Source organism: Vibrio sp. Vb1018 (assembly GCF_033338775.1).
GTDB lineage: Bacteria > Pseudomonadota > Gammaproteobacteria > Enterobacterales > Vibrionaceae > Vibrio > Vibrio alginolyticus.
In genome coordinates this window covers 80,103-105,985 of record NZ_JAWOTI010000008.1, presented here as the reverse complement: position 1 = coordinate 105,985, position 25,883 = coordinate 80,103, and the positions used below count along the sequence as shown (strand labels likewise).

At 44.0% G+C, this 25,883-nt stretch carries 29 protein-coding genes; 25 read left to right on the top strand and 4 right to left on the bottom strand.

The window, feature by feature from the left end; genetic code table 11:
• Positions 1-116: 116 nt before the first annotated feature.
• From zwf to gnd, 3 genes are read left to right on the top strand one after another with little or no spacing between them, the layout of a single operon-like run.
• Entirely contained in the window at positions 117-1,619 is a 1,503-nt protein-coding gene (zwf, locus tag R7Z10_RS10815; protein ID WP_258476805.1) for a glucose-6-phosphate dehydrogenase, read from the top strand.
• Positions 1,616-2,332: a 6-phosphogluconolactonase gene (pgl, locus tag R7Z10_RS10810; protein ID WP_017634562.1), complete on the top strand. Its 717-nt coding sequence runs from the start codon at positions 1,616-1,618 to the stop codon at positions 2,330-2,332. The genes zwf and pgl overlap by 4 nt, the downstream gene beginning before the upstream one ends.
• Positions 2,333-2,370: 38 nt before the next feature.
• Entirely contained in the window at positions 2,371-3,819 is a 1,449-nt protein-coding gene (gnd, locus tag R7Z10_RS10805; protein ID WP_005377160.1) for a decarboxylating NADP(+)-dependent phosphogluconate dehydrogenase, read from the top strand.
• A gap of 93 nt (positions 3,820-3,912) precedes the next feature.
• On the opposite strand, the gene R7Z10_RS10800 is transcribed toward gnd, so the two are convergent.
• Complete coding sequence (locus R7Z10_RS10800) at positions 3,913-4,116, bottom strand: hypothetical protein (RefSeq protein WP_318104846.1); 204 nt, start codon at positions 4,114-4,116, stop codon at positions 3,913-3,915.
• Between the two features lie 578 nt (positions 4,117-4,694).
• Between R7Z10_RS10800 and R7Z10_RS10795 the strand changes: the two genes are divergently transcribed.
• Positions 4,695-4,832 carry a hypothetical protein gene (locus R7Z10_RS10795; protein ID WP_005377165.1) on the top strand — a complete coding sequence of 46 codons (138 nt, stop codon included), beginning with the start codon at positions 4,695-4,697 and terminating at the stop codon, positions 4,830-4,832.
• Positions 4,833-4,893: 61 nt separating this feature from the next.
• On the opposite strand, the gene R7Z10_RS10790 is transcribed toward R7Z10_RS10795, so the two are convergent.
• On the bottom strand, positions 4,894-6,660 hold the full coding sequence (locus tag R7Z10_RS10790; protein WP_170897326.1) for a sigma-54-dependent Fis family transcriptional regulator: 1,767 nt from the start codon (positions 6,658-6,660) through the stop codon (positions 4,894-4,896).
• A 239-nt stretch (positions 6,661-6,899) separates the two neighbouring features.
• Here R7Z10_RS10790 and R7Z10_RS10785 point away from each other — a divergent pair, with 239 nt between their 5' ends.
• On the top strand, positions 6,900-8,420 hold the full coding sequence (locus tag R7Z10_RS10785; RefSeq protein ID WP_005377169.1) for an aldehyde dehydrogenase family protein: 1,521 nt from the start codon (positions 6,900-6,902) through the stop codon (positions 8,418-8,420).
• A 125-nt stretch (positions 8,421-8,545) separates the two neighbouring features.
• On the opposite strand, the gene exsE2 is transcribed toward R7Z10_RS10785, so the two are convergent.
• Positions 8,546-8,851: a T3SS regulon translocated regulator ExsE2 gene (gene exsE2 / locus R7Z10_RS10780; protein WP_005377171.1), complete on the bottom strand. Its 306-nt coding sequence runs from the start codon at positions 8,849-8,851 to the stop codon at positions 8,546-8,548.
• Between the two features lie 8 nt (positions 8,852-8,859).
• Entirely contained in the window at positions 8,860-9,306 is a 447-nt protein-coding gene (gene exsC, locus R7Z10_RS10775) for a type III secretion system regulatory chaperone ExsC (RefSeq protein ID WP_005377174.1), read from the bottom strand.
• A gap of 388 nt (positions 9,307-9,694) precedes the next feature.
• Between exsC and R7Z10_RS10770 the strand changes: the two genes are divergently transcribed.
• The 20 genes from R7Z10_RS10770 (at position 9,695) to R7Z10_RS10675 (ending at position 25,803) form a co-directional block, all read left to right on the top strand.
• The gene (locus tag R7Z10_RS10770) at positions 9,695-10,108 is read left to right on the top strand and encodes a YscW family type III secretion system pilotin (protein WP_017634557.1); all 414 of its coding nucleotides are present in this window, start codon (positions 9,695-9,697) and stop codon (positions 10,106-10,108) included.
• Between the two features lie 609 nt (positions 10,109-10,717).
• Positions 10,718-11,578, top strand: a complete 861-nt coding sequence (locus R7Z10_RS10765; RefSeq protein WP_005377191.1) for an AraC family transcriptional regulator — start codon at positions 10,718-10,720, stop codon at positions 11,576-11,578.
• Between the two features lie 148 nt (positions 11,579-11,726).
• Complete coding sequence (locus R7Z10_RS10760) at positions 11,727-12,707, top strand: T3SS regulon anti-activator ExsD domain-containing protein (protein ID WP_132937103.1); 981 nt, start codon at positions 11,727-11,729, stop codon at positions 12,705-12,707.
• 12 nt (positions 12,708-12,719) lie between these two features.
• Positions 12,720-13,148, top strand: coding sequence for a YscB family type III secretion system chaperone (locus R7Z10_RS10755; RefSeq protein ID WP_054701666.1), 429 nt, complete (start codon positions 12,720-12,722; stop codon positions 13,146-13,148).
• Positions 13,136-15,019: a type III secretion system outer membrane ring subunit SctC gene (sctC, locus tag R7Z10_RS10750; RefSeq protein WP_170897327.1), complete on the top strand. Its 1,884-nt coding sequence runs from the start codon at positions 13,136-13,138 to the stop codon at positions 15,017-15,019. Before R7Z10_RS10755 ends, sctC begins: the two co-directional genes overlap by 13 nt.
• Before the next feature lie 5 nt (positions 15,020-15,024).
• Entirely contained in the window at positions 15,025-16,326 is a 1,302-nt protein-coding gene (gene sctD, locus R7Z10_RS10745) for a type III secretion system inner membrane ring subunit SctD (protein ID WP_054575041.1), read from the top strand.
• Positions 16,313-16,516 (top strand): EscE/YscE/SsaE family type III secretion system needle protein co-chaperone, encoded by a 204-nt coding sequence (locus tag R7Z10_RS10740; protein ID WP_017821343.1) that lies wholly within the window; start codon positions 16,313-16,315, stop codon positions 16,514-16,516. The genes sctD and R7Z10_RS10740 overlap by 14 nt, the downstream gene beginning before the upstream one ends.
• A gap of 18 nt (positions 16,517-16,534) precedes the next feature.
• On the top strand, positions 16,535-16,783 hold the full coding sequence (gene sctF / locus R7Z10_RS10735) for a type III secretion system needle filament subunit SctF (protein WP_005377199.1): 249 nt from the start codon (positions 16,535-16,537) through the stop codon (positions 16,781-16,783).
• 3 nt (positions 16,784-16,786) lie between these two features.
• Positions 16,787-17,146 carry a YscG family type III secretion system chaperone gene (locus tag R7Z10_RS10730; RefSeq protein ID WP_017634556.1) on the top strand — a complete coding sequence of 120 codons (360 nt, stop codon included), beginning with the start codon at positions 16,787-16,789 and terminating at the stop codon, positions 17,144-17,146.
• On the top strand, positions 17,143-17,778 hold the full coding sequence (locus R7Z10_RS10725) for a YopR family T3SS polymerization control protein (RefSeq protein ID WP_054575039.1): 636 nt from the start codon (positions 17,143-17,145) through the stop codon (positions 17,776-17,778). Before R7Z10_RS10730 ends, R7Z10_RS10725 begins: the two co-directional genes overlap by 4 nt.
• An 8-nt stretch (positions 17,779-17,786) precedes the next feature.
• Complete coding sequence (gene sctI / locus R7Z10_RS10720) at positions 17,787-18,131, top strand: type III secretion system inner rod subunit SctI (RefSeq protein WP_005387149.1); 345 nt, start codon at positions 17,787-17,789, stop codon at positions 18,129-18,131.
• Entirely contained in the window at positions 18,131-18,877 is a 747-nt protein-coding gene (sctJ, locus tag R7Z10_RS10715) for a type III secretion system inner membrane ring lipoprotein SctJ (RefSeq protein WP_086012989.1), read from the top strand. Before sctI ends, sctJ begins: the two co-directional genes overlap by 1 nt.
• Positions 18,870-19,535, top strand: coding sequence for a SctK family type III secretion system sorting platform protein VscK (gene vscK / locus R7Z10_RS10710; RefSeq protein ID WP_318104840.1), 666 nt, complete (start codon positions 18,870-18,872; stop codon positions 19,533-19,535). The genes sctJ and vscK overlap by 8 nt, the downstream gene beginning before the upstream one ends.
• Positions 19,514-20,152 (top strand): HrpE/YscL family type III secretion apparatus protein, encoded by a 639-nt coding sequence (locus R7Z10_RS10705; protein ID WP_005387146.1) that lies wholly within the window; start codon positions 19,514-19,516, stop codon positions 20,150-20,152. Before vscK ends, R7Z10_RS10705 begins: the two co-directional genes overlap by 22 nt.
• A 185-nt stretch (positions 20,153-20,337) precedes the next feature.
• Positions 20,338-20,769, top strand: a complete 432-nt coding sequence (locus R7Z10_RS10700) for a type III secretion system chaperone (RefSeq protein ID WP_054575038.1) — start codon at positions 20,338-20,340, stop codon at positions 20,767-20,769.
• 3 nt (positions 20,770-20,772) lie between these two features.
• Positions 20,773-21,936 carry a VopS family T3SS effector adenosine monophosphate-protein transferase gene (locus tag R7Z10_RS10695; protein WP_062730560.1) on the top strand — a complete coding sequence of 388 codons (1,164 nt, stop codon included), beginning with the start codon at positions 20,773-20,775 and terminating at the stop codon, positions 21,934-21,936.
• 255 nt (positions 21,937-22,191) lie between these two features.
• Entirely contained in the window at positions 22,192-22,638 is a 447-nt protein-coding gene (locus R7Z10_RS10690) for a type III secretion system chaperone (protein WP_021707758.1), read from the top strand.
• A 10-nt stretch (positions 22,639-22,648) separates the two neighbouring features.
• The gene (vopR, locus tag R7Z10_RS10685) at positions 22,649-23,626 is read left to right on the top strand and encodes a type III secretion system effector VopR (RefSeq protein WP_005377210.1); all 978 of its coding nucleotides are present in this window, start codon (positions 22,649-22,651) and stop codon (positions 23,624-23,626) included.
• 230 nt (positions 23,627-23,856) lie between these two features.
• Positions 23,857-24,315: a CesT family type III secretion system chaperone gene (locus R7Z10_RS10680; RefSeq protein WP_005377211.1), complete on the top strand. Its 459-nt coding sequence runs from the start codon at positions 23,857-23,859 to the stop codon at positions 24,313-24,315.
• A 9-nt stretch (positions 24,316-24,324) separates the two neighbouring features.
• Positions 24,325-25,803, top strand: coding sequence for a hypothetical protein (locus R7Z10_RS10675; protein ID WP_025768120.1), 1,479 nt, complete (start codon positions 24,325-24,327; stop codon positions 25,801-25,803).
• The last annotated feature ends 80 nt before the right edge of the window (positions 25,804-25,883 follow it).

Here is a 25,883-nt window from a genome sequence, read left to right as displayed (position 1 = left end):
CTATCAACGTAATAGGTAAGACCAATTTTCTATTTTGAGGTGCCATTGATAGGGTTGGCTCATTCTCTAGCCGTATCCGGGCACACAATAAGTACCTCGTTTTTAAGGGAAAGATGATGGTAATACCAGAAAACAGCAGCATCGTTATTTTTGGTGCTTCAGGTGACCTTACGTACCGTAAGCTCATTCCTGCTTTATACCACCTCTACGCGAACAAGCAGCTTCCAGAGAATTTTGCCATTCTGGGTGTAAGTCGCACTGAATACAGTGATGAGTCTTACCGCGCGAAGCTGAAAAAATCGCTTCAGGAAATGGAAAATACTGAGCCAGAAACGCTTGATGCATTTATTAACCATCTGCACTACCAAGCAATTAATACTTCTGACACACAAGATTACGGTAAGCTATCTTCTCGCTTAGACCAACTTGCGGACGAATATCAATTCGAGCAACGCAATACGCTTTTTTACTTAGCAACCCCACCAAGTTTATACAGTGTGATCCCTGCAAGTCTTGCAGCACATGGTCTTAACACTGAAGAGGATGGCTGGAAACGCCTGATCATTGAGAAACCATTCGGCTATGATCTTGAATCGGCGCGTATTCTGGACAAAGAAATTCACGAGCACTTCCAAGAGCATCAAATCTACCGAATTGACCATTACTTAGGTAAAGAAACGGTACAAAACCTACTTGTGCTTCGTTTCTCTAATGCGATGTTTGAGCCGCTTTGGAACCGTAACTTCATTGATTACGTTGAAATCACAGGCGCAGAATTCCTTGGCGTAGAGGAGCGTGGTGGTTACTACGACAACTCTGGCGCTGTGCGCGACATGTTCCAAAACCACTTGCTACAAGTATTAGCAATGGTAGGTATGGAACCACCAGCGCAAATCAATGCAGACTCGATGCGTGATGAAGTGGTAAAAGTGCTTCAATGCTTAAAGCCATTAGACGAAAACGCTCTGCGCAACGACCTAGTGTTAGGCCAATACACGGCGTCTGAAGTTCGTGGGCAAAGCCTACGCGGCTACCGTGAAGAGCCGGGAGTTGCAGACGATTCTCGTACAGAGACTTACATCGGTTTGAAAGCGTACATCAACAACTGGCGTTGGAATGGCGTGCCATTTTACGTGCGTACTGGTAAGCGTCTTCCAACACGCGTTACTGAGGTGGTTATCCACTTTAAACAAACACCGCATCCTGTGTTTGGTCAAAACGCACCAGAAAACAAGCTGATCATTCGTATTCAACCAGACGAAGGCATTCAAATGAGCTTTGGCTTGAAAGAGCCAGGCGCAGGCTTTGAAGCGAAGGAAGTGAAAATGAACTTCCATTACGCTGACCTGCAAGAAACGCAAATGCTAACGGCATACGAGCGTCTTCTACTTGATGCTTTGAATGGTGATGCTACGCTATTTGCACGTAGTGATGCGGTGGAAGCGTGCTGGCAATACGTACAGCCAATCTTAGATTTTAAGCAAGATCCACAATCCCTCTTCGGGTACGCATGCGGCACTTGGGGACCTAAAGAGTCAGATGACTTGTTACAGCGTGATGGCCGCGCTTGGCGTTTCCCATGTAAAAACTTAACAGATACGGATTACTGTGAACTATGATCAACCATAAGATCTACCAAACAGCAGAACAGGTAGTTGAAAGCCTAGCTAACGATATGAAAGCGTTTAGCGAAATGGGCAGACCTGTTCACATCTCTCTTTCTGGCGGCAGCACTCCTAAAATGCTGTTTAAACTACTGGCTTCAGAGGCTTACGCAACCTCCATTCAATGGGAAAACCTCCACTTTTGGTGGGGTGACGAACGTTGTGTTGCCCCTGACGATGCAGAAAGCAACTACGGTGAAGCGAACACGTTGTTGTTTAGCCAAGTAAATATTCCTGCGGAAAACATTCACCGCATCCGTGGCGAAGATGAGCCTAAAGCAGAAGCCGAGCGCTTTGCAAAAGAGATGGCAGAGGTGATCCCGAGTGAAAACGGCACACCTGTGTTTGACTGGATCTTATTAGGCGTTGGTGCAGATGGTCATACAGCTTCTCTGTTCCCTGGCCAAACGAATTATGATGATGCGAACCTATCTCTTGTGGCGTCGCATCCTGAATCGGGCCAACTTCGTGTGTCGAAAACCGCACGCGTATTAGAAGCAGCGAAACGCATTAGTTACTTAGTGCTTGGTGCAGGAAAAGCGGACATTGTTGAAGAAATTAACAGTTCACCAGCACACGCACTGCCATACCCAGCGGCTAAGATTCAAGCGAAATCGGGCCTAACGGAATGGTATTTAGATTTAGACGCGGCAGCAAAAATTGCTTAAGACGCTGCTCGTCGATGAAATAAAATTGGAGAGAAACAATGAAAGGTGATATCGGTGTAATTGGCCTAGCAGTAATGGGTCAAAACCTTATCCTAAACATGAACGATCACGGCTTTAAAGTGGTTGCTCACAACCGTACTGCTGCTAAAGTAGACGAGTTCCTGGAAGGTCCAGCAAAAGGCACGAACATCATCGGTGCATACTCTCTAGAAGAACTAGTAGAGAAGCTAGAAACGCCGCGTAAAGTAATGTTGATGGTTCGCGCTGGTGACGTTGTAGACAAGTTCATCGAAGCGCTAGTACCTCTGCTAGACAAAGGCGACATCATTATTGACGGTGGTAACACTAACTACCCAGATACAAACCGTCGTGTTGCTGCACTACGTGAAAAAGGTATCCACTTCATCGGTACTGGTGTATCTGGTGGTGAAGAAGGTGCGCGCTTCGGTCCATCTATCATGCCTGGCGGTGCTGCTGAAGCATGGGAAGCGGTTAAGCCTATCTTCCAAGGTATCGCTGCGAAAACTGACGCTGGTGAGCCATGTTGTGACTGGGTTGGTAACGACGGTGCTGGTCACTTCGTTAAGATGGTACACAACGGTATCGAATACGGTGACATGCAGCTTATCACAGAAGCTTACCAGTTCATGAAAGACGGTCTTGGTATGTCTGCAGACGAGATGCAAGCAGTATTCGCTGATTGGAACAAGACTGAGCTAGACAGCTACCTTGTTGAAATCACGGCTGACATTCTTGGCTACAAAGATGAAGACGGTGAGCCTCTCGTTGAAAAGATCCTAGACACAGCAGGCCAAAAAGGTACTGGTAAATGGACTGGTATCAACGCACTAGACCTAGGTATTCCACTAACACTTATCTCTGAGTCTGTATTCTCTCGTTGTCTATCTGCACTGAAAGACCAACGTGTTGAAGCTGAATCTCTATTCGGTAAGACAATCACTCCAGTTGAAGGCGACAAGCAAGAGTGGGTTGATGCACTACGTCAAGCGCTACTAGCTTCTAAGATCATCTCTTACGCTCAAGGCTTCATGCTAATGCGCGAAGCGTCTAACGAGAACGGTTGGGACTTAAACTACGGTAACGTAGCTCTAATGTGGCGTGGCGGTTGTATCATCCGTTCTGCGTTCCTAGGCAACATCCGTGATGCGTACGAAGCGAACCCAGACATCGCATTCCTTGGTTCTGATGAGTACTTCAAAAACATCCTACAAGGCAGCCTAGCAGCATGGCGTAAAGTAGCAGCGAAATCTCTAGAATCTGGTATCCCAATGCCATGTACGATTTCTGCGCTATCTTTCCTAGACGGTTACACAACAGCTCGTCTACCAGCGAACCTGCTTCAAGCTCAACGTGACTACTTCGGTGCTCACACTTATGAGCGCATTGACCGTCCACGTGGTGAATTCTTCCACACTAACTGGACTGGTACAGGCGGCGACACAGCGTCTACAACTTACGACGTGTAATCGTTTTAAGTAAACCGACTAAATATAAAGATATAAAGGGATGCCCAAGTGGCATCCTTTTTTGTTTTTGCTTTTACGGAACTTCAAGAGCGCCTAGGCGCTCTTTTCAGTGGTCGTTTTCTTGTTTTGATAAAACCTGTCTTTTAGGTAGAGAATTGCACTGACCACAAGAGCCACTAAAGAAATAGTGAATAGGGCGTACATGCTGAGAATCCATGCGAATGTGGCCGTCAAGAATGCAATGAAGGAAAACATCCTGCTGAAAGACATCACATGGCCAAGTTTGTTACTTTTCATAAACGCCTCCCGAAGCTAAGTGGGGATAGACAATTGTGGTCATATGCCACACTTTTAATTGTCTGCTCTTTTGGGGCGTTTCACACAAAAAAGTGGCTAAAGATTTCTCAAAAAAGGTGAAATATTGAACTGGTAGACAAATCGTTAAACTGAGTTGCACAGATATGACTTCGGTTGTCTATCACTTCAAAGTTTTTAACTACGCAGATTAAGGGCATGTAGCGTTATTATTATCGTATTCGAACTCTACGATACACAATTGCAAGTGAACCTACACTCGTAAGCTCATCCCTGTCGTCAGTTACAGTAAAAGCTTTTTTCTCTTTTTAACAATACCTTAGTAATTACGGGCAACTAAATCCGTTTTTCGATCGAAACTCAGATTGCACAAAAGGTGAAAAAGAGTGCTAGGTAAGCCTTTAAACTACGCCTATAATTATCGCCCACATGGAGGATGTTTATTATATGAACATCCTTTATTTTTTGAAACTAGCAACAAGGATCCAGTAAAACATGTTTTTCTGGTTTTGTTTACGTCGACCAAGAAGGTAATTAACACAGCAAATTGAGGTTCTAAGATGACTCTTAACAAGTACTTTGTTTTCATTCCAGCAGAATTGGAACAGGAAATGCACAAGGACAATCAAGTGATCTCTGAGAAGGAAACTCAACGTCAGGCATTAGTAAAACAGGCACAACAACAAGGCGGCCTGTAAGCTAGGTTTCAAAGAGAAAGAGCACCGCAACGGTGCTCTTTTTGTATCTGAGGTCGTAGAATTAACTTAATATGCCAAGGCTTTTCAACTTTCTGTAAATGGTATTTCGGCTCACACCAAGCATACGAGACGTTTTGCTAATGTTCCCCTGGTTGGCTTGATATGTTTTGAGCAACTTATCTTCGACGGTTGCACGCAGTTCTGAAGTTGGTTCAGCGGATGCTGCTCCTTCTTGAGCTTGGCTGAGTTTCTTACTTAGGTGGGCTGGGACGTGTGTGAGTTCCAATATTTCTTCACCTTGCGCCATTAAGGCGGATACTTTGATTAAACTATCGAGTTCACGCAAATTTCCTGGCCATGAGTAAGACAGCATCAGAGAAAGTAGGTGAGGGCAAAGCTGTTGTTCAGATTCGGCGTGACGCCGATGAATGTTCTCAATCAGTTGTCGTTTGTCATCACGTTCCTCAAAGCGAGGTAGCTCAATGATCAAGCCATTAAGGCGATAATACAAATCTTGGCGGAACAATCCTTCGCTGACCAAATGTTCCAGATCTTTATGCGTGGCTGCAATGATTTGCGTATCGACTTGAATACTTTGGTTTGAACCCACGGGAAGCACGGTTTTATCTTGCAATACATGGAGCAAGCGGCTTTGAGCTTCCAAGGGTAAATCTGCGATTTCATCCAGAAACAAAATCCCTTTGTGTGCTTGGCGAATTTTTCCCTGATAGCCTTTGCTGTTTGCGCCAGTAAAGGCACCGGCTACGTAGCCAAACAATTCAGATTCAACCAGATCTTTTGGTAGCGCTCCGCAGTTAACGGAAACCAACGGTCCCGTTTTTCTCTGGCTGTTTTTATGAAGCGCTTTCACAAACTCGTTTTTGCCAACACCAGTCTCTCCGAGAATCAACAAACTGATGTCTTTATCGATGACGCGATTAGCTTGCTGCCAACAGTGCTCAACAGCGGAGTCGCCATAATGAAGATCATTGGACGCCGCTACAGCACGAGACTTGACCTTGCTATCTTTATCGGTAAGCGGTTTTGTTTTGAAAACGAAAGGGTGCTCATTTCCCCGAGTGGATAGAATGTCGTCTAAGGATTGCCCAATGATACTTTTTTGCGCAAAAAGTTGAGAGGCTACTTGATTGTGAGCCAAAACTTGTCCGTCTTCATTTGCAATGATAATTCCTTGCCAACCACTATTCAGTAAACCTTTTTCGCACGCTAAATCCACACGAATATGCCCTTGTGGAATCAAGTTAAGTAGTTGATTCTCCACTTGCTGGACCATGTTTTGTACTAGTACTTGCGTTGAGAAGTCATGTCTCTTTTGCTCGCTTGTAATATCTAATACGCCAATGAGGTTACCAAGATGATCGAAAACAGGATTAGCCGAACAGCTAATAAAACGATGGTGTTGGATAAAGTGCTGATCACCAATAACAGAAACGGGCTTTGCTTCAACCAAAGCTGTACCAATCGCGTTGGTGCCTTTGACCTTTTCTTGCCAGCATGCTCCAGAGCTTAGCGAGATTTCCGTTAACTTTTCACGAAATCTAGGCTGTCCCCAACTGCCGATGATGACACCATCTGAATCCGTCAAAATTAAGCGACTGTCGCTATGAGCAAATAGCTGATTAAACAAAGGGAGCGCAAATTGAGTGACTGCCTCTAGCAAAAAATTGAGTTGGTGACGCCTATCTTGGAGCGTCGCTGGCGTTACTCGAATATCTTCAGGGCGTCGACGCTGTTTTAAACCCGCTTGTTCACTTCTGACCCATGAAGTTGAAAGCCAATTGTTATCGCTAATATGTTGAAGTTCCATGACTGTACCATTTTGTCACAGTGAGGGTGTGCCATTTTGGAACACTTGAACATTGGTGTTTACACCATACATCCGCTCAAACGTCGCTCACTTGGTTTGTTATCGCTTGGTAATCATAGTTTTACATTTAATTAACAACAAGTGTGGCGTAGTTGGCGTGTGACTTGCGTAATGCTCTTTGTGAACAGTGCGATACGACACTGCAATAACACATTGAACGAGAAACAAAAGGAAGAGTTATGATCTATGCACAGCCAGGTAGTGAAAATGCCATTGTTAACTTTAAATCGCATTACGATAACTTTATCGGTGGGGAATGGGTAAAACCAACGGGTGGTGAGTACTTTGACAATATCTCACCAATCAACGGACAAGCGTATTGTAAAGTTGCTCGCTCTGGCGAGGAAGATATTAATTTAGCACTGGATGCCGCGCACAACATCAGAGCAAAATGGGCCAAAACCAGCGTGACAGAACGTTCGAACATCTTGCTGAAAATTGCTGACCGTATTGAGCAGCATCTAGAAGAGCTTGCAGTTGCAGAAACTTGGGAAAACGGCAAACCAGTTCGCGAAACCTTGGCGGCAGATTTACCTTTAGTAGTGGATCACTTCCGTTACTTCGCTGGCTGTATTCGCGCACAAGAAGGCAGTGCGGCAGAACTGGATGAGCACACCGCAAGCTACCACTTCCCAGAACCGATTGGTGTGGTTGGTCAAATTATTCCGTGGAACTTCCCAATGTTGATGGCGGCTTGGAAACTAGCACCGGCACTAGCGGCGGGTTGCTGTGTGGTATTGAAGCCAGCAGAGCAAACCCCAACATCCATTCTGGTTCTGATGGAAAAAATCGGTGACCTTCTTCCTCCTGGTGTCATCAACGTTGTAAACGGATATGGTTCTGAAGCGGGTCAAGCATTAGCAACCAGCAACCGCATTGCGAAACTCGCTTTTACCGGGTCTACGCAAGTTGGCAACCACATTCTGAAATGTGCAGCAGACAACTTGATCCCATCGACAGTTGAGTTAGGTGGTAAATCTCCAAACATCTACTTCTCAGATATCTTCGATTACGAAGATGAGTATCTTGATAAGTGTATCGAAGGTACGTTACTTGGTTTCTTCAACCAAGGTGAAGTTTGTACTTGTCCATCTCGCGTACTGGTTCATGAAGCGATTTATGACAAGTTTGTAGAGAAACTGACGGAACGTGCACAGCTGATTAAACAAGGTAATCCGCTCGATACCGATACTCAAGTTGGTGCTCAGGCTTCTCAAGAACAGTTTGATAAGATTTTAAGTTACCTGGAAATCGGCCGTGAAGAAGGCGCAAAAGTGGTCTTTGGTGGTGGAGTGTCAGAACAGCCAGAGTCTATCAACCAGGGGTACTACATTCAGCCAACCATGTTGGAAGGCCACAACAAGATGCGAATCTTCCAAGAAGAAATCTTTGGCCCAGTGATTGCTATCACCAAATTTAAAGATGAGGCTGAAGCGTTGGAAATCGCAAACGACACTGAATATGGCTTAGGCGCAGGTGTTTGGACACGTGATGCGAACGTTGCATATCGTATGGGCCGTAATATTGAAGCTGGCCGGATCTGGATTAACTGTTACCACGCTTACCCTGCACACGCAGCGTTCGGTGGTTACAAAAAATCGGGTATCGGGCGCGAAACGCACAAGATGATGCTGGATCACTACCAGAATACTAAGAACTTGCTGATTAGCTACAGCATCGACCCGTTAGGCTTCTTCTAGTGAAACTAAGTAATTAATAAAGAAAAAGCAGTATGAATAAAAACCCCGAATCTTCGGGGTTTTTATTAGCGTGAGCTTGTCGGCTGAAGGGTAACTTAGGTGTTTAACCTGCTTATATTGTGATATCAGGAACGTTGAATTATCGCCACTTTTCGTTCCATAAGCTTTTCTACGGCGGCGTTTTGCTTGTCAATATTGAGTTGCGGATCAAAGTCCAAAACGCGATTGCAAGATTCGAGACTGGCAAATTGATTTAAACATTCACCAAGCTCTCTTTTAGAGCTTGTTCGCGTCATACTGCTTTCTGATGAGGAGAGTAGGGTGACTTTACGGCCATGAAACGTTCCTTGCGGCACTGCATCACTTTGCTGCGCTTGTTGAACGTCATGAACCGATGAATTGGTGTATGTGGATTGGATGTCATTGGACATAAAGACACCTAAACTCTCAAGTCTAAAGTTTGTGGCATTGGTGGTGCCTCATCAATGGTTACATGCGAAGACAATAACGCTTCCCACGACTCGCTGTGCGTCAGCAATTCTGCTAAAGCTGTTTCAAAATATTCGTAATCCAGTCGCCTAATGTTAATGAGTCGGTTTAAACATAGGACATGTCGGTGGTTATCTAAACTAAAAAATAACTGGTGCTCAGGCCAGTGATAATTAAAGGCCAAGAAAGAGCGGTAGAGATCGGAATTTACAATTTGAAGGCCAACAATCTCAGCTTCGAGCTGCAGAGTTGTCGATTCAGGATGAAAGATGATATGCACCCTTAGATTATCATCAAAGGCTAAGCTTACTTCATTTTCCGTTAGATGCAGTGCAGGCAAGCCTATTTGATGAGCAAACTTTAGCAAAATCTCATCGATAGTTTGGCGTGCTGACATAGGAATAGTCCCTTTTGAAATTTTATCAAGGAAAATATTAGATGTATCTCTTCATGTTTATCAATATTAGTCGGTTGTTATTATATTTTGGCTTTTAAATGTGTTGAGAGAAATAGAAAGACAAAAGTAAGTGTGTTCAGATGCATATCTCGATGGCAATGATATATATGAATATCACTTTTCTCTAATGAACTTCAATTAAGGAAGGAATGAAAGAGAGCAGAAACTGTTTTTGAAATTAAAGTCCATGTTAACTACGTGTTGTTGAAAAATGCGATTTATTGTCCGCTTGTAGTATAAATATAAGTTGATCTTTTATATTTTTACATAAAGAATTGTGTGAATTTCAAATGAGCTAGATTATATAAAATACGTTTATGGGGTCATAATGAACAATTCTATATGGGCTGGTTTTATTGGGTTATTCATACTGAGTGGGTGCAGTCAGACTGTGTCCGTCAATGGGGTGGATGACTTTGATACACAGAGTCAGGCATCAGTCTATGGTTGGGTTTCTGTCGACGGCTACTTTCCACCTTCGATTACTTCTCTTGAAGTGGAAATATGTAAAGTTATTGATAATCAATGTCTTAAATCGGCATCTCAGAGCTACCAAGGCGTTCAGTTGCCTGTGCAGTATTCGTTTTTAATTGCACCAATTCAAGCTGGTGAAGGAAAAATGAAGATTATTGGAAAGCTTTATTCAAACGGTGAGCTCGTTGCGGAAAAAGAAAAGAACTATTTATTTTTAGAGGGAAATAAACAAGAAAACTTGATTCTTGTTCCAAAAATAAACAGATAAAATTTTAAGTACTACATTTTTATTAGAATTTTCTAATTTATAAAAATAAAGACTATATCTTTCCTGTTGTGAAAGATTTGTTGTCTTTTATAAACATTAATTACATGACTTTGAAGTCATCGGGTCAGTTGTTTTTTAGACTCATACTTGTTGCAAAAACAGTATTTTTTATGATTATATCTCGCTCCTTGAACACGTTGGCTTGGCGTTTTAGGCTATAAAACATACATTTTTATGATTTTGGAAATTTAATTTTGTTCTCGAAACGATGCCGAAATCTATTTAATTGTATTCTAATGTATAACAAAACAACCAAACTTAAATAACGAAATGATATTTAAGTTTTGGCTAATGATAAACGCTATCTGATAAAAATAATAAAGACGGACAGCAGAAATTTACTAAGTCAAACTTTTACCTTTAGGTAAAGGTAATGCTTGGGTTATTCGCTAATTATTCGGGGGGTATGGTAAGTGATAGAACTTCTATGCTCTTTTCTTTGCTTCTTTAATTCATACAGCAGTACTTAGAAATAACAACAATCAAAGTAGTGCTTTGAAAGTTTCTCAACATTTGCACTGAGAAACTCAAAATAATGAAGGGTAGAAAATGGATGTGTCAGGCCAACTAAACTCAGAAAGGGTCGACTCGAGTTCACGAAAAATTCGTAGTTTTTCCTGCTATGAAAAATCTGACGAAGTATTTCACTCAGACCAGTCTCACATTGTTGTCGTTCACAATGGTCAGCTTCGAGTTCAAACAGGTGATTGCACAATCGATGTTGCTGCAGAAAATGGGGTATTTCTATCCCAAGGAGATTACTTGTTAGAGTACTCTCCGCTAGATGGGGCATACAAAGCGTCGATTATTGCCTACGACAATGAACTCGTTAGTCAGTTGCTGCAAAAACACAGTGATCTCTTGATGATGCTGCCTAAGGTAGACAAAGTTTGTTCTGGTTTGTTTACTTTTGGTTTGAACATACTCGTTGAACAAGTGCTTTCCAGCATGCAGACGCTTGAGCAACAAGCGTACCCTGATGCCATTATGTGCCTAAAATACGAAGAACTACTCATTCTCTTGCTACACAGCAAAGGAGGAGAATCACTGTATGCGTTGCTGTCACAACAAACAAACCGTACGTCGGAACGGTTACGTCGATTTATGGAACAGCATTACTTAAAAGAATGGAAGTTGACAGACTACGCGCAGGAGTTTGGTGCCAGCTTAACCACTTTTAAAGAGCTTTTTAATGAGCACTATGGCATTTCTCCAAGAGCTTGGATCAGTGAGCGTCGACTACTGCATGCTCATAAACTGCTGTTGACGAGCAAGATGAGCATCGTAGATGTGGCGATGGAGGCAGGGTTTTCCAGCCAGTCTTACTTTACGCAGAGTTACCGTCGTCGTTTTGGAACGACCCCAAGCCGCGTACGTTCGGGAGACGATCAAGTGGCTATCGCGAAATGAAATGACTTGGGACTAAAATTTTCTGACTAATTTTGAAAGTCACTCACCAGTGTAAATTCTATTATGTATCGTGTAACAACGAACGATTAAAAATTATTACATCTCTTTCTTTCTGGATTGTTCGAAAGGGGTGCGGAGACGAACATAAATGAAAAAGCAGCATTGGCGACGCCGTTCGCTTTTTCCAGACAGCATAGTGACACAGCGGAAAGTGACTGTTTTACAAAGAGGAGCTCGTTATGAAAGCGCCTCGAAACCTACGCAGGATCTCAATGTTGTGCACGTCAATCACCGACAATTGTTGAGTGAAGGCGTCATAAATTATGAGCAGTTATCTTTACTTCAACGCTTGTTGGATAGAAATGTCGTCGATAGCCTGTGCGCTAGCCAGTTAGTAAAAACGTATCAAAAACTTGGTGCTTCGATAGACCGGTTTGCCATGCGTTTATTTTTGGAAATTGGATCGCAGCTCAGTGATAGCAGCACAATCACAACGTTCGAACAAAGGCTGGACTACATCAACTCTCGTCTGGGCTTTCGCTTTAATTTGGCTGTCCCAAAAACGTTGATGCTTTGTTTCCATTTATCACTCAACGAGTGGATTAACCGACAAGTCGATCAAAGTGCTCTTCATGCTTCGATTAAAGTTGAACAACTTATCAATCAACTCGATATTCAGAAGGAATATTGGTCGAAGCTATCAGGGGAAGACACCAGTGCCGTCTTTGTTCAACAGCAACTCGATCTTATTAAAAGCCAGCAGCATCAACTTAAAAAGCAACTTGGGACGTTAAGCGAACAACAGTTGCAAGTGATTAAATGTCATCGTTCGTTAATTGAGAAGTGGCAACCGTCTTTAGACGAGCTGAAAGGGTTCGCGGAGTACACCTCTACAACCGAACAATTTATTTCTGAGTGGAAAAATTGGTGTTCGGAAGTGCGACTTGAAGCCCCTGAGCTGAACGAAGTTTGGGATGCATGCGATGTGGTTTACAACGACCAAAATGCGGTTGCGAAAGTATGGCAATGGTTCAAGAACATGCAAACTGTTGGTGATATCGATCACTACTATTTTGATACTCAAAGTGGTCAGTGCGGCCAGGCTTGCAATCACCTCAGCCAGATCTAAATAGGGCGTTAAATGTTAGATAAGATGATGAAATCTTTAGCGGAAGCGCTAAAGGTAGGGGATTTTATTGCCTCAGAAAATGGTTCTTACAACATCGAGGTTGACCAGTTATCACTGACCATCAAGCAACATGCGTCATGGATTTTATGGGAAGCGACGTTACCCTTCCAGTTTAAAGAGCATCTAGATTATCAACAAGAACAAGCGTTACAACGTTGCATGCAGCTCTCATTAAAAACCATTCGTGAGGATGGCGGCGTACTGACAACCAATGATGATCAGCAATTGATTTTGCAAAGTAAAGTACGGGTTGATGACTGTTCGGTGGAACGGTTCTCTGCTTTGCTTTCTAAGCACGTCAATCTCTGTGAGCGTTACATTGCATTATTGGAACAAGAACGTGTGAACCACACAATCAACCATACAGTGTGGTTACCATGATGCTAAAAATCTTTCCCAACATTAGACGTGCTGCAACAAAGGCATTGTTATGCGCAGTGAGTGTTGTTCCTTTGGGATATGCGCAAGCAACAGACTTACACTGGCCCGAACAACCGTTCCGCTACTATGCAGATAACGACTCATTAAAAGAGTTGTTGAATAACTTCGGTGCAAATTATCGTGTCTCGGTTTCTGTTAGTGACAAAGTCAACGATCGAGTGAATGGGCGTTTTACCCCTGAAGATCCGGCGGAATTCCTCGATTACTTATCGCAAGTGTACAACTTGATGTGGTATTTCGATGGTGCCGTCTTACATGTCTATAAGGCGACAGAAACTCGCTCACGTTTACTTCAATTGGAATTACTTACGGCTAGAGAGCTACGCAGTACGTTAATTTCCACCGGCGTTTGGGATTCTCGTTATGGTTGGAGAGCGGCTGAGAGCAAAGGGTTAGTCTATCTTGCGGGTCCTCCACGTTATGTCGACTTAGTGGTACAAACGGCGGAGGCATTGGAAACGCGCTTGCTGCAGAAATCGAATTCAACCGACGAATTATTCGTTGAGATAATTCCTTTGAAGTACGCTTCTGCAACGGATAGAGAAATTGCATATCGAGATCAGACAATTACGGTCCCTGGCATCGCATCGGTGTTAAAACGGGTCGTGTCTGGTGTTCAAACTCAAGTGACGAGTGCGTCTAGCAAAGAAGTTACCAGTTCAGATAAGCCTGTAAAAAGTAATAAAACCGCCTCAGTTCATGGTGGCGCAACAGTTGAAGCAGAGCCGGGCCTTAATGCGATTATCGTTCGTGATACTCAAGCACGATTACCGCTCTATCGTAAACTGGTCGCGCAATTAGACCAGCCGCAATCAAGAATTGAAGTCGCGCTATCGATTGTCGATATCAGTGCCAACGATTTAAGTCAGTTAGGCGTGGATTGGCGAGCGGGAGTGTCTGTCGGAAACAACCGCATTGTCGATATCAAAACAACCGGTGATGTGAATTCGGGGGATGTGACGCTCGGCAGTGGACAGAACTTTAAGTCCTTGCTTGATTCAACCAACCTAAATTACTTGCTGGCTCAAATTCGTTTATTGGAATCCAAAGGCAGTGCTCAAGTGGTTTCAAGACCAACATTGTTAACTCAGGAAAATGTCGAAGCGGTACTGAACAACAGCAGCACGTTTTACGTCAAGCTGGTTGGTAAAGAAACCGCAGCGCTGGAAGAGGTCACGTATGGCACGTTACTGAGAATTGTCCCACGTATCGTTGGTGATAGATTTGCTGCACGACCTGAAATTAACCTGAGCCTTCATCTTGAAGACGGTGCAAAGATCGCTGATGGTGGCGTCGATGATCTTCCTTCCGTTCGTAAAACTGAAATCAGCACCTTAGCGACGGTTAAACAAGGGCAAAGCTTACTTATCGGTGGTGTGTACCGAGATGAAGTGAGCCATCAGTTACGTAAAGTGCCATTGCTAGGAGACATCCCATATTTAGGCGCGCTGTTTAGAAGTAATACCAACACTAAGCGCCGCACAGTACGAATGTTTATTTTAGAACCTCGAATTGTTGTGGATGGTATTGGCGATAGTGTGTTGATTGGCAACGAATATGACTTGCGACCAAGTATCGGCAAGCTTAACAACATCTCCAACAATAGCGCTGAATTTAAATCGGTAGTGGAAGTATATAGCTGCACATCGAGGGTTCAAGCCGAGCGCTATCAACAAGACTTATTGTCACAGCAAAAGTCGTCTCAATTAACGCAGTGCCAATTACCAACAGGACAAAAGGGTTGGCGGGTGAAAGTATTGGAATGTGATGACTCACAAAGTGAGTGCGCGCGCCCTTCAGAGGAGTCTTAACCGCGATGCAGCAATGGAAAATTCGTATTTTATCAGGCGTGCATACCGGAGTAGAAGTCACCTTACCTGAAGGTGCTCTCGTGCTTGGCAGTGACGACTTTATTGCTGATCTTGTACTGTCTGATGCTGGGGTCGAAGCGAACCATTTCACCCTCGTTTGCCAGCAAGACTCGGTCATTTTACGAGGCTGCGAAGAGGCAAATATTAACAGTGAAGACATCGCTGTTGCAGGCGATGGTATCGAGTTGTCACGCCATGCTGTTGTCTCGGTCGGCGTTGTGAAGTTCGCTCTGGGATACGCGGAAGATGCGGTAATTGTGAGTAACGTCAGCGACGAATCTAGCCAACAGAATACACCTGTGGTTGCTGTGCAACGCTCTAGCTGGAAAAAAACAACGCTCATCGCTTTGCTTTGTAGTTTTGTCCCGAGTGTCATTTTTGCCGGTATGTGGTACAGCCAAGCTAACGGAAACAACAATGAAATTGTTACAGAAGCAGAACCCATTGTTTTGGTACGTAACATCTTAGGCGAGCTCAAACTTAGCGACGTTCGCGTGGAATGGAATGCCGCCGCACGCCAAGCAGTCTTAGAGGGCTATGTTGAAGACCGAACACAGAAACTCGATTTGCTTGGTCGAATTGATGTATTGGGCATCAATTACAAAAGTGACTTAAGAACGATGGAAGAAATCCGTCGCGGGGTTCGATTTATTTTGCGCAACCTCGGCTATCACCAAGTGAAAGTCGAAAATGGCGATGAGACCGGCACACTGCTGCTGACGGGCTATATCGATGATGCAAGCCACTGGAACCAAGTTGAACAAATCTTGGAGCGAGACGTGCCGGGTCTTATTGCGTGGAAGGTTGAACTGCAGCGAGCGGGTGCCTACATGGATACGCTAAAAGCGTTATTAACGGATGCGGAGCTACTGAAGAAAGTCCAGTTGGTCACCAGCGGTGATCGCATCGAAGTTCGTGGTGAGCTTGATGATATCGAAACGACTAGATTTTACGGTGTGACCCGAGACTTCCGGGAACAATATGGTGAGAAACCGTACTTAGTTTTGAAATCCATACCTAAGGTGAGTAAAGGCACCAACATCGATTTCCCGTTTCGTAGCGTTAACTTTGGCCAGGTTCCATATGTGATTCTGACCGATAACGTTCGCTATATGGTCGGTGCAAGAACGCCTCAGGGCTACCGAATATCCAGTGTTACACCTGCTGGTATTGAGTTGGTTAAAGGCGGGCGGGTGATAACAATAGAACTCGGATATGAAGGCGAGACGAACAATGACAAATCTTGAACAAATTTTAAATAACGACACAAACGGTGCGGAAGTGCACAAGATTAAGAGCAAGCTCTTAGAAGCACAAGCGGTGGTGAAACGTCAGTTGGATTTAGGGTGCTCACCACAGCAGTACCAATTGCTACTCAAACAGTATGAAGCTTACACAGCCGCCTATGCGGTCGTTGAATCATACGAAGCTAACTAAAAAATACGAGGAAGTCTTATGTCATTTTACGATGCTAGTAACAGTGTAAACCTTGATGATGTTAAAGCTAAGTTAGAACAACAAGCGAAAGATGCTAACACAGAAGTGACGGCAGCCATCAAGAACCTAGAAACCAATGCCGATGATCCATCAAAGCTTGCCGAGCTTCAGCACGCGATCAACAAATGGTCTGTTGTTTACAATATCAATGCGACCACCACTCGTGCGATTAAAGATGTGATGCAGTCGATTCTCCAGAAGGTGTAAAGCATGGAACGAGAAACGCGCCAACTGCTGGCTGAAATCGCGCTGATGGCAACAGGTATGCATCGTCATCAAGAAGCCAACACGATTGCAGACGGCCTTGAAGCAAGCTCAGGTTCTGAAGAGACCGTTGCGATGATTCGTGCAATGAGCCTCATGAATAAAGGCTTGTATGAAGAGGCTCATCAATTACTCGAACCACTTTGTAACGCCTATCCAGATCTGATCAGCTTAGCGGCTCTTGCTTCTGCCAAAGCCGGTTTACTGAGCAAAGCGGAAAGCTGGGTAGAACTTGCGTCACAAGGAAGCGAAGAAAGCCAAGCATTTGCTGCGAGCTTTTCTCAGGAGATTAGGAATCTTGGATGATCATTGATTCGAGTAACCTAGGTCTTCAACACCAATCTTTGCGCCAGTCGGAGTCGCGCCATTATGAGCGGAGCGATGAAGACAAGATGAAAGCACTCATGGAGCGAAGTGACAAGCAAGAGCAAGTTTCACATGTTTCTCCAAAAGAGACGCTAGAGAAAACAGAAGCGAAACTGGCGGAGATCAAAGCGTGGTATGAATCATTAAAAGACGCAGAGGTTGTCAGTAAACAAAGTGTCTTATCGTCGTTAAATGAAGCGTTTTCCGACCCTCAAGTTAAACGAGAGGCAATGTGGTACGCCTTTCATGAGGCGAAGAGTGCAAAAGGCAACGAACAGCCACAATCTGATTTGTTAAAGGTGTTGAAGCAGGAGTTACTAGGGAGTTTTTCGGGACAGCTTATTGCCGAACCACCTGCTGATAAAACAGCACTAAAAGCAATGCTAGCGCAGCATTTTCCACTGGGTGCCCAGAAAGAACAAGCCTTATGGCATTGCTGGGCAGAGTTGAAGTCGTTACCTGATATGGCATCAACACTGGACATGGTTCGTGATGAACTTAGCTTCATGATCCAAAAAAATGCGATGGTGAAAAACATCATGACTCACAGTCACAAGTTAGATTTATCTTAGGAGTACATATGATAAACACGCAGTACACCGAGGTGATGCAAACCAACATTGATAAGTTACAGGATGCGCAAGTCGAAGACGGTTTAAGCGAACGTTTTGAGCAAGCCATGTCGGTTCCCGAGGCAAGTAATGGCCTGGAGGGAGGTTTGCTAGAAAACATCAGCGAGTTGAAAAACACTATCGATAACGCGAAAAGTAACCTGCAAGACAACATGAAGATGGTGGGTGATGATCCGGCGCAATTACTGCAAATGCAGTGGGCGCTGACACGCATTACTTTTCAAGAAGAGCTGATCGCGAAAACCGTGGGTAAAACCACACAAAACGTAGAAACCTTATTGAAGGCACAATAGTGATGATGAATAAAATGAGAGCAGTTTTCATCATGCTCACGTTGTTTCTGGTAGGTTGTCAGACCGAGTTATACACCAACGTTACTCAGAAAGAGGGTAATGAGATGTTGTCGATCTTACTATCCGAAGGTGTCGTTGCAACAAAAGAGCCTGACAAAGACAACACCGTCAAGTTAATGGTAGACAGTTCTCAAATCGCCTTCGCGGTAGACGCGCTAAAGCGAAAAGGTTATCCAAGAGAGCAGTTTTCCACACTGAAAGAAGTGTTTCCCAAAGACGATTTGATCTCGTCACCATTAGCAGAACGAGCACGTTTGGTATACGCGAAATCTCAGGAGCTCTCCTCAACCTTATCTCAGATTGATGGCGTGCTAGTGGCACGTGTTCATGTTGTTTTGGAAGATCAAGATCTGCGTCCAGGAGAGCGCCCAACTCCAGCTTCTGCCTCCGTATTTATTAAACACGCAGCAGATATTGCGCTTGATTCATATGTTCCGCAGATCAAATTATTAGTGAACAATAGCATTGAGGGGCTGAACTACGATCGAATCAGCGTAGTGATGGTACCCTCATCAGAGGTTCGAGTTGCTACTCAAAACAATCAATTTAAAAGCATTTTGTCGGTTCAGGTCACCAAAGAGACGGCGAATAATCTTATCGCCATTTTGGTGTTCTTGGTAGCGGCACTCATCGGCTCGAATATCGCTACTTTTACATGGTGTCGTAGGAACACGAAGCGTGGTTAAACCAGAAACACCACTCGCGCAGGTACAACACCAGTTTAACTATGCGCCTTGCCAGTACATTCATAGAAGTTGGATAGAGCAAAAGCAGCCTTGGTTACTAAATATCGAAGGCTGGAGAGATAACCCCATGTTTAACCAATGGTGCATAAATGAGTGGGCGTTATCTCCCGTTCCTGAGACGGCTTTTAACAAACCTTGCCATAGCTTGGTGTTGCTCCCAGCGGATGCGTTGAACCAACTCGTATTGATGGTGGGCGGAGCTTTACATTGTGTGGCAATGCGAGGCGTTGTTTTAAAACATCCTAAACAGGTTCTGAACAACGTATTTGGTTTGGAAGGCGCTCGGTTCCTAATTCAAAACGGGCCTATGCTGTTATCCAGCTGGCCGCAAGGCTGGCAGCGTTCGTTACCAGAACTGCTGGATGAAAGGTCTGTTGAAGCAAGCATGAGGGCGCTGGGATATTTTTGGATGAGGTTTATTTTGATTAACTCACCGGAAGATGTTGTTCTTCGTTGGCAATTCAAATTAGAAAAGCAACTTAGCGAAAACGCGGAAACAGCTAACTGGTTGGAAGCGGATCAACGAGATCTGGCGTATCGACTCACAAAAAAAATCGCAAAACAGGTTATTCCTCAATGGTTTCATTTGTTGAAATAAAAACAGACAATTTGCAGCTGGCACCTGGCTTAAAGGTGCTGAAAGCGAAAGATTATGCCAGTTATCTGGATTCGCAACACTTAGTTGAAGCCGCGAACTCCAAAGCTGAAAGCATCATTGCTAATGCCCAACAAGCCTACGAAACCGAAAAACAGCGTGGTTATCAAGATGGCCTTGCACAAGCCAAGATTGAAAATGCGCAAACGATGGTTGAAACCTTAGCACGTTGTAATGACTACTATCAGCAAGTCGAAGAAAAAATGACAGGTGTGGTGTTAGAAGCAGTACGTAAGATCATCGATACCTTCGATGATGTCGATACCACGGTGAGTGTAGTTCGAGAAGCGTTGCAACTGGTGAGTAACCAAAAGCAGGTCATTTTACATGTCCACCCAGAGCAGGTTGTTGAGGTGAGAGAAAAGGTGGCTGGTGTATTAAGTGATTTCCCTGAAGTCGGTTACGTTGACGTGGTAGCAGATGCGCGCTTGAAAAATGGAGGCTGCATTTTGGAAACAGAAGTTGGGATCATCGACGCCAGTATTGATGGACAGCTGCATGCATTAAAGCAAGCCATGGTGAAGCAGCTCAGCGAGCGTAAAATTACGATTCATGAATAAACCTCAAAAACTCAGCACTTGCTGAGTTTTTTCATTTTAATGCCTTTAAACAAAAAAAATCCGACCATTTCTAAAATATTCACTGCCATAAATCCTTAAGAATACACCTAAGAAAGCTGCTTAGTTGATAAGTGTTGCAACCAAGCAGCGCCTCTAAAACAACAAAAATAGGATTATTTAGTCGAATGGCTAATGGATTTATAACTTCTTTACTGACAGATTTTGCCAGCCGCTGCCAATTGGAGCCGTTGGTTTTTGATGAAGATGATTGTTGCCATCTACTCGTTGAGCAAAACACAGCAATCACAATTCGTGCACAAGAAGATCGTGTGACGCTTATCGGGCTGATTTCAGGTGATAAACCGAGTGCTGATATTTTGCATCAACATATGAAAGGTGCCTTAACGCAAGGCTCTCCAGCGGTATGCTGGGAGGAAGAGACCGGATATATCGGTTTCATACACCTGCCTCAGCAACTGCTAACTGCATCTTTTTTCGATGAGTCATTTGCGAATTTCATCGAGTGGTTAAAAAGTGCGAATACACAAGAAGTAACCAATAAAACAATCGAAGTACCGGAAACGAATACCACTCATTTTTCCACATTAAGGGTTTAAAGCATGATCAGTTTTGGAAGTGTTAGCGCGTTGCAGGCCGCCATGCCGCAAGCTCGTAACGAGATACTTAACGAAGGTAAGCTGAGTATTGGTGGCAAAGAATACCAAATCAACGCAGCGACCCAAGAATTTACTCGCGCCAATCCTACGAATGGTGCGGTAGCGCGATTTTTTGAAGCGACAGGAAAACTGTTTCGCGAAGGTAGCCCACAATCGGTAGCGAAAGCCCTTACAAAAGCCGTATTTGATAATGAGCAAGGACAAGCTCAGCGTTTACAAGCTGCTTCTTCTGTTGAGCATGGACAAATGTTCTTCAAAGATGGAAGCATAAAAACCGCATCAGATGTCTTAAATGCCTTTGCGAAGTTAGACAGTAAATCAGTTCAGTCGAACTCTGCTGAGCTAAACCAGTTAGCTGAGCGAGCGATGACAGAGGCAATGTTAGAAACCGATTCTGGTAAAAACCTCACATCACTGATTGGCGAAAGTGCAGCGAAGTTGCTTGCTGGACGTGTAGTAAAAGACTACGGCGGTGGTGTATCTGCAGCGCAGAAAAACCCGGCAGGTAGCATTAATCAAATGCAAGCGGTGTTTGATATGGAGGTGATGCATCTTAAATCGGCGCAACGTCATATCGAAGGTCTAGCAAGCACCGATCTAAGCCAAGGTGTATACGCGGAAGGACTGGCAGAGGACGCGTTTAACAAAAGTGGCGTAACCAATAATGTTGAAAGAGCTGCGGCGTGGATCATTAATGCTTCTAACTCTAAAGGAAACGATGCCGAAAATATTACGTCTTTACTGAAAGAATACGCGTCTAATGGTAAAGATTTATTGAATATGGAAAACCTAAAAGAGCTACACGCTCGATTGGTGCCTAATGTTGAGCGTGATTACCGAGGGCCAAATATTTCGGGTGGCACTTTGCCTTCAAGTATTGGCGGTGAGGGCATGTTAAAGCAGCACATTGAAGGCTTTTTGAAAGAGAACCCTGTAGAAGATAAAGACTTAGGTAAGCATTTGTTCGCCGGAGTTATCGGGTACCATGGCTTTACCGATGGAAATGGTCGCATGGGTCGCATGCTATACGCGATAGCAGAACTTCGTAACGACTCGTTCAATCCTTTAGCTATGGATGCAGAAAATAGCCTTCACGGTATTAAGTGATTTTTTACTTCTATTTAATTTTTGGAGCGGCGATTGCCGCTCTTTTATTTTCCAGCTTAACCTTAATTTTTCTTCTCAATAAAACGGCTAATAGCAATAAAAATGAGACGTTGAAATAAAGTGTCGGTTTCTATCTCGCCATAAAATCTCTTTTATCCTTATTCGCTTATTTAAATGAGCCGTTATACCCAAGTGGCTTCGCTGCAATAAATATATCGATGTCACTTAGTTATAATAAATTAGACAGGACACAACATGGATACAGGAAAGATTAATATGCTTCTCTCTGAGCTAGGAGAAGTGCTGAACCTTGAGCGCGTGACAGCGTATGACAATCAAATGTGGTCACTGCATTTTGCTGAAAACAACAGTGTCGATGTTCTGCTCGTAGAGGAAAAAGGCGAGTTATTGATTTCCAAAAACCTGCTTATAGAACAAGATGATATTACGCTAGATAAACTTCAAGTTTTACTTGAATACAACTTCTTGTATCGAGAAACAGGTGGTGTGCAGTTTTGTGTGAATCCAACACGCAAAGACGTTGTTCTTCAAGTTGCTATCGCGGCTGGAAGTGAACTCACCAACATTGCTAACTTAATCATTCAGTTGAACGAATTAGTTGATACTTGGGGACAGTTATTTCAAAACAACACGGTTGTAGATTTTAGCCAAACAGACGTACACGCATTTATTCAAGTTTAAGGCATCACACATGGTCAATATTAATACATCGCAAATGCACTCGTTGAGTCAGTTAACGTCACATTTGGCGACACAAAATCAAGCTGACGACAAAGAGGTTCGAGCACACAACGGTAAAGATATTTTTGTTAAAGAGGGCGCACCAAAAAATAAAAGTATCAGCGCGCGTATTAGCCACCAGAATAAAGCGAAAGATATTGTAGTGAACCTGCTTACTAAGCAGGGTATTCCTAAAGATGTTGCGAAGCTGATGCTGAAAAATGTGTTGAACGGTGAAAACAAGTTAACGCTTGGGAGCCTGAAAAATCTTGAGAGATTGTCGTCTGGTCCTAGCTCAAATTGGCCCACTTCACAAACGGCAGCCTCTTCTTCCAAAACCAATAAAGCCTCATCGAGTGTCGCGCTTATCAACGAACATAAAGCCAACCTTCAAAAGCTTGGTGATTTTGCCTGTACGGACTTAAATACGTTCGGTGTTAAGGGGTCACAGTTTTATGAAACAAAAGGAAAGCCACGACTAAAAGAGCTTCACGCGGATCAAGCGCGAATCATGCAAGATCACAGAGCGACGATGTCCGCAAACGGAGTTCAAGCTGCAGCACAAAGAGGAACCGCACCGCAATTAAGCACTCTACAGAACATTGCTAAGGCAGTACAAACCGCGAAAGCTGGCTGCTGTACTACATTTGCCTTTGCTGCCGCCGCTGAGATGATTCAAGGCATGTCAGGAACACCTGAAAGTGAACCCAAAGTAGAAGTGGTTGCGTTTAAAAAGGGTCATTCAGGTACACACCTTTATGTACTGGTTGGTCGACAAGAGGGGAGCGACATAAAAGATCCATCAACGTGGAGTAAGGATGTGAAAATTGTTGACCCGTGGGCGACATCTGCATTCGGTGCACCAATGTTTGGAGATGCACAACGACCACCTGTTTCGAATATGTTCCCGCCAACAGAAGTCATTTTTGATAGCCATAAACTGGGTTAGTCACTCTGCAAAAGAAGTGAGCAAATACACCATGCTAAGCATCTAACCTTTATTGAAAGAGCAGCTCTGAGCTGCTCTTTTTTATTACTCTGGCAACTCGATTTTAGAGCGAGATTTCTGCGGAAAACCTCACAATGAAGGCGAAAAAGTGACAAAAATAAAGCCATTACCGACATCGTTCAATCTGCAATCGTTGTTCAATAGAGTTATTGAAACAAAAGGAAAAAGTTATGAACACGATTCAACAACTGCTCTTGGAGTTTTGCCAACTCAATGAGTTGCCCGAACTGAATTTTGAAGAAAATGAACGTTGTCAGCTACTGGTCGATGATCGCTACATGTTGTATTTCATCGCGACAGATACGGATGATTTGATGTTGTCTGTAACGTTCGGAGGGTTAGAAAAATCCGGTGAACAACGACTAAAAGGTTTAGAGCTTCTTGCTCATGCTAACTATCAAGGAATTGGTAGTGGCAACCTCGCACTTGCTTTGGCTCCAAACGGTCGACAGCTTGTCTTAGCAGGACGTAAACCCGTTGAGCATCTAAATACGACGAACCTTACCGCTTGGTTTCACGAAGTTATTGAACAGGCCGAGCTGTGGCAAGCGCGTTTCGCAATGTTGGATCAAGCGATTCCAACCACCTCTAATCATGAACAAGCTCATGTTCAATCACTTCGTGTGTAGGAGAGAAAAATGGTTAATACAACACAAAAAATCAGCCAAAGCCCAGTACCTGATCTAGAACAGTTTCGTGCAGTTGCTGCGCAAAAAGATGATCGAGTGATCAGTAAAAGAGGTGAAGTAAAAGAACCTTCCACATTCCACAAAGGTCATAAGTTTGCTTCTATTCACGAAGGCGTATTGAGAAGCAAATACACTAAGTTTTTCCAAGAAAACATCAAAACTCACCTTGATTTAAAGCAGGCGCTACTTAAGCAAGAAAAACCTGAGGTTGCGCTGTTGGCTTACTCCCTAGTGAGTCCTTCAGGCTATCGCGGTGAGCCACTTACTGAGCGTAAAATCTTAGAAGTTGTCAGCCTATTGGATGAAATAAAAGTGAGCAGCGATACGTACCAGCAGCTTAAAAATACGTTTGATGCGATCAGCAAAGATCCGCGTATGCAGGTGAGTTTAGAAGCCCAGTATCCAGGAAAAATGGATGGCTTCGCTGCTGAACTGTTACAGATGGGCAAAGAAAAGCTAAAAGGTTCTGGTGTGAACGCCGTTATTAACTTGGCATTACCTGGCGTTGGCTTATTGATTTCTACAGGTAGAGAGTTGCACAAAGCGGCCGTAAATGGTGATGCTGAGGCTTACCATCATCAGTTAGAACAAATTTCACAGCTGCCAGGGCGAGATCAACGTCTTTCTATGCCGATGCAGCAAACCTTGGCTCAAGGTCATGCGATACTGTCGGCTGAAGGTGGCATTGGAGCTACGTTAGGTATGGCGACGGGGAGCCTGGGCACGTTCGGTGTTAGCTCTGTAGCAACGGTGGGCGTCACACCGATAGCAAAAGAGGCAATCGGTTCTGCGGCAACGACTGCTATCATGAGCGGCGGTGGTTTTGTGGCGAACCAAGCTGGAGCATACGGACTAAATACAGAAGTCAAAGAACAACTCATGCAAGGTGAGATGTCTGGTGTTTTACCAAGGCTTGAAGTTTCTAATGCCAAAGGAGACTTTACCTTCAGTATGCAAGATCCGGCTTCTGTCCGCGCATTAATGGCGTACCTTGGTCCTAAGGAGAATACTGCAATGACTTCTCCTCAAGCGCCTAAAGAGGCACAAGAGATGGAAACCGCTCGATTAACACTGAAAAAGATGTTGGGTTCAGAGCCAAGTGAGCACTTGGTTCCTGACGTAGACTCTATCTTGAAGCTAAGCCCAGAGGATGCACCAAGTAAAACCGAGTCTATTGCTAACGGGGCGTTTAAAAAACTGTTAGGAGAAGATTGGGATTGGCTCATGCCAGCTGTTCGAGCGATTGATAAAGGGGAAGCAAGTAAAATAAACGAAAAGCTCACCTACAAGCTCCCCCTAGATGCAGCAAACGGACGAGTTTATCTTGATAAATGCCCAAACCTGAGTGACGTCCAATTAGATGCGCTAGAAAAACTAGGCTCACCAAGTCAATTGCGATTGATGTACTTGGCAGAAGGCTGGGTGTAATTTCAAATGGTAAAGTAGGGAGTAGGTGCTGCTCCTTACTTTATCTACCGTCAGCGTTCCTTTTTGGGGCTGGCTAATAT

What these genes read in the sequence shown, in the direction of transcription:
- zwf (WP_258476805.1), top strand. Translation starts at nt 117, where the DNA reads ATGGTAATACCAGAAAACAGCAGCATCGTTATTTTTGGTGCTTCAGGT.
- pgl (WP_017634562.1), top strand. Translation starts at nt 1,616, where the DNA reads ATGATCAACCATAAGATCTACCAAACAGCAGAACAGGTAGTTGAAAGC.
- gnd (WP_005377160.1), top strand. Translation starts at nt 2,371, where the DNA reads ATGAAAGGTGATATCGGTGTAATTGGCCTAGCAGTAATGGGTCAAAAC.
- R7Z10_RS10800 (WP_318104846.1), bottom strand. Translation starts at nt 4,116, where the DNA reads ATGAAAAGTAACAAACTTGGCCATGTGATGTCTTTCAGCAGGATGTTT.
- R7Z10_RS10795 (WP_005377165.1), top strand. Translation starts at nt 4,695, where the DNA reads ATGACTCTTAACAAGTACTTTGTTTTCATTCCAGCAGAATTGGAACAG.
- R7Z10_RS10790 (WP_170897326.1), bottom strand. Translation starts at nt 6,660, where the DNA reads ATGGAACTTCAACATATTAGCGATAACAATTGGCTTTCAACTTCATGG.
- R7Z10_RS10785 (WP_005377169.1), top strand. Translation starts at nt 6,900, where the DNA reads ATGATCTATGCACAGCCAGGTAGTGAAAATGCCATTGTTAACTTTAAA.
- exsE2 (WP_005377171.1), bottom strand. Translation starts at nt 8,851, where the DNA reads ATGTCCAATGACATCCAATCCACATACACCAATTCATCGGTTCATGAC.
- exsC (WP_005377174.1), bottom strand. Translation starts at nt 9,306, where the DNA reads ATGTCAGCACGCCAAACTATCGATGAGATTTTGCTAAAGTTTGCTCAT.
- R7Z10_RS10770 (WP_017634557.1), top strand. Translation starts at nt 9,695, where the DNA reads ATGAACAATTCTATATGGGCTGGTTTTATTGGGTTATTCATACTGAGT.
- R7Z10_RS10765 (WP_005377191.1), top strand. Translation starts at nt 10,718, where the DNA reads ATGGATGTGTCAGGCCAACTAAACTCAGAAAGGGTCGACTCGAGTTCA.
- R7Z10_RS10760 (WP_132937103.1), top strand. Translation starts at nt 11,727, where the DNA reads ATGAAAAAGCAGCATTGGCGACGCCGTTCGCTTTTTCCAGACAGCATA.
- R7Z10_RS10755 (WP_054701666.1), top strand. Translation starts at nt 12,720, where the DNA reads ATGTTAGATAAGATGATGAAATCTTTAGCGGAAGCGCTAAAGGTAGGG.
- sctD (WP_054575041.1), top strand. Translation starts at nt 15,025, where the DNA reads ATGCAGCAATGGAAAATTCGTATTTTATCAGGCGTGCATACCGGAGTA.
- R7Z10_RS10740 (WP_017821343.1), top strand. Translation starts at nt 16,313, where the DNA reads ATGACAAATCTTGAACAAATTTTAAATAACGACACAAACGGTGCGGAA.
- sctF (WP_005377199.1), top strand. Translation starts at nt 16,535, where the DNA reads ATGTCATTTTACGATGCTAGTAACAGTGTAAACCTTGATGATGTTAAA.
- R7Z10_RS10730 (WP_017634556.1), top strand. Translation starts at nt 16,787, where the DNA reads ATGGAACGAGAAACGCGCCAACTGCTGGCTGAAATCGCGCTGATGGCA.
- R7Z10_RS10725 (WP_054575039.1), top strand. Translation starts at nt 17,143, where the DNA reads ATGATCATTGATTCGAGTAACCTAGGTCTTCAACACCAATCTTTGCGC.
- sctI (WP_005387149.1), top strand. Translation starts at nt 17,787, where the DNA reads ATGATAAACACGCAGTACACCGAGGTGATGCAAACCAACATTGATAAG.
- R7Z10_RS10705 (WP_005387146.1), top strand. Translation starts at nt 19,514, where the DNA reads ATGGTTTCATTTGTTGAAATAAAAACAGACAATTTGCAGCTGGCACCT.
- R7Z10_RS10700 (WP_054575038.1), top strand. Translation starts at nt 20,338, where the DNA reads ATGGCTAATGGATTTATAACTTCTTTACTGACAGATTTTGCCAGCCGC.
- R7Z10_RS10695 (WP_062730560.1), top strand. Translation starts at nt 20,773, where the DNA reads ATGATCAGTTTTGGAAGTGTTAGCGCGTTGCAGGCCGCCATGCCGCAA.
- R7Z10_RS10690 (WP_021707758.1), top strand. Translation starts at nt 22,192, where the DNA reads ATGGATACAGGAAAGATTAATATGCTTCTCTCTGAGCTAGGAGAAGTG.
- vopR (WP_005377210.1), top strand. Translation starts at nt 22,649, where the DNA reads ATGGTCAATATTAATACATCGCAAATGCACTCGTTGAGTCAGTTAACG.
- R7Z10_RS10680 (WP_005377211.1), top strand. Translation starts at nt 23,857, where the DNA reads ATGAACACGATTCAACAACTGCTCTTGGAGTTTTGCCAACTCAATGAG.
- R7Z10_RS10675 (WP_025768120.1), top strand. Translation starts at nt 24,325, where the DNA reads ATGGTTAATACAACACAAAAAATCAGCCAAAGCCCAGTACCTGATCTA.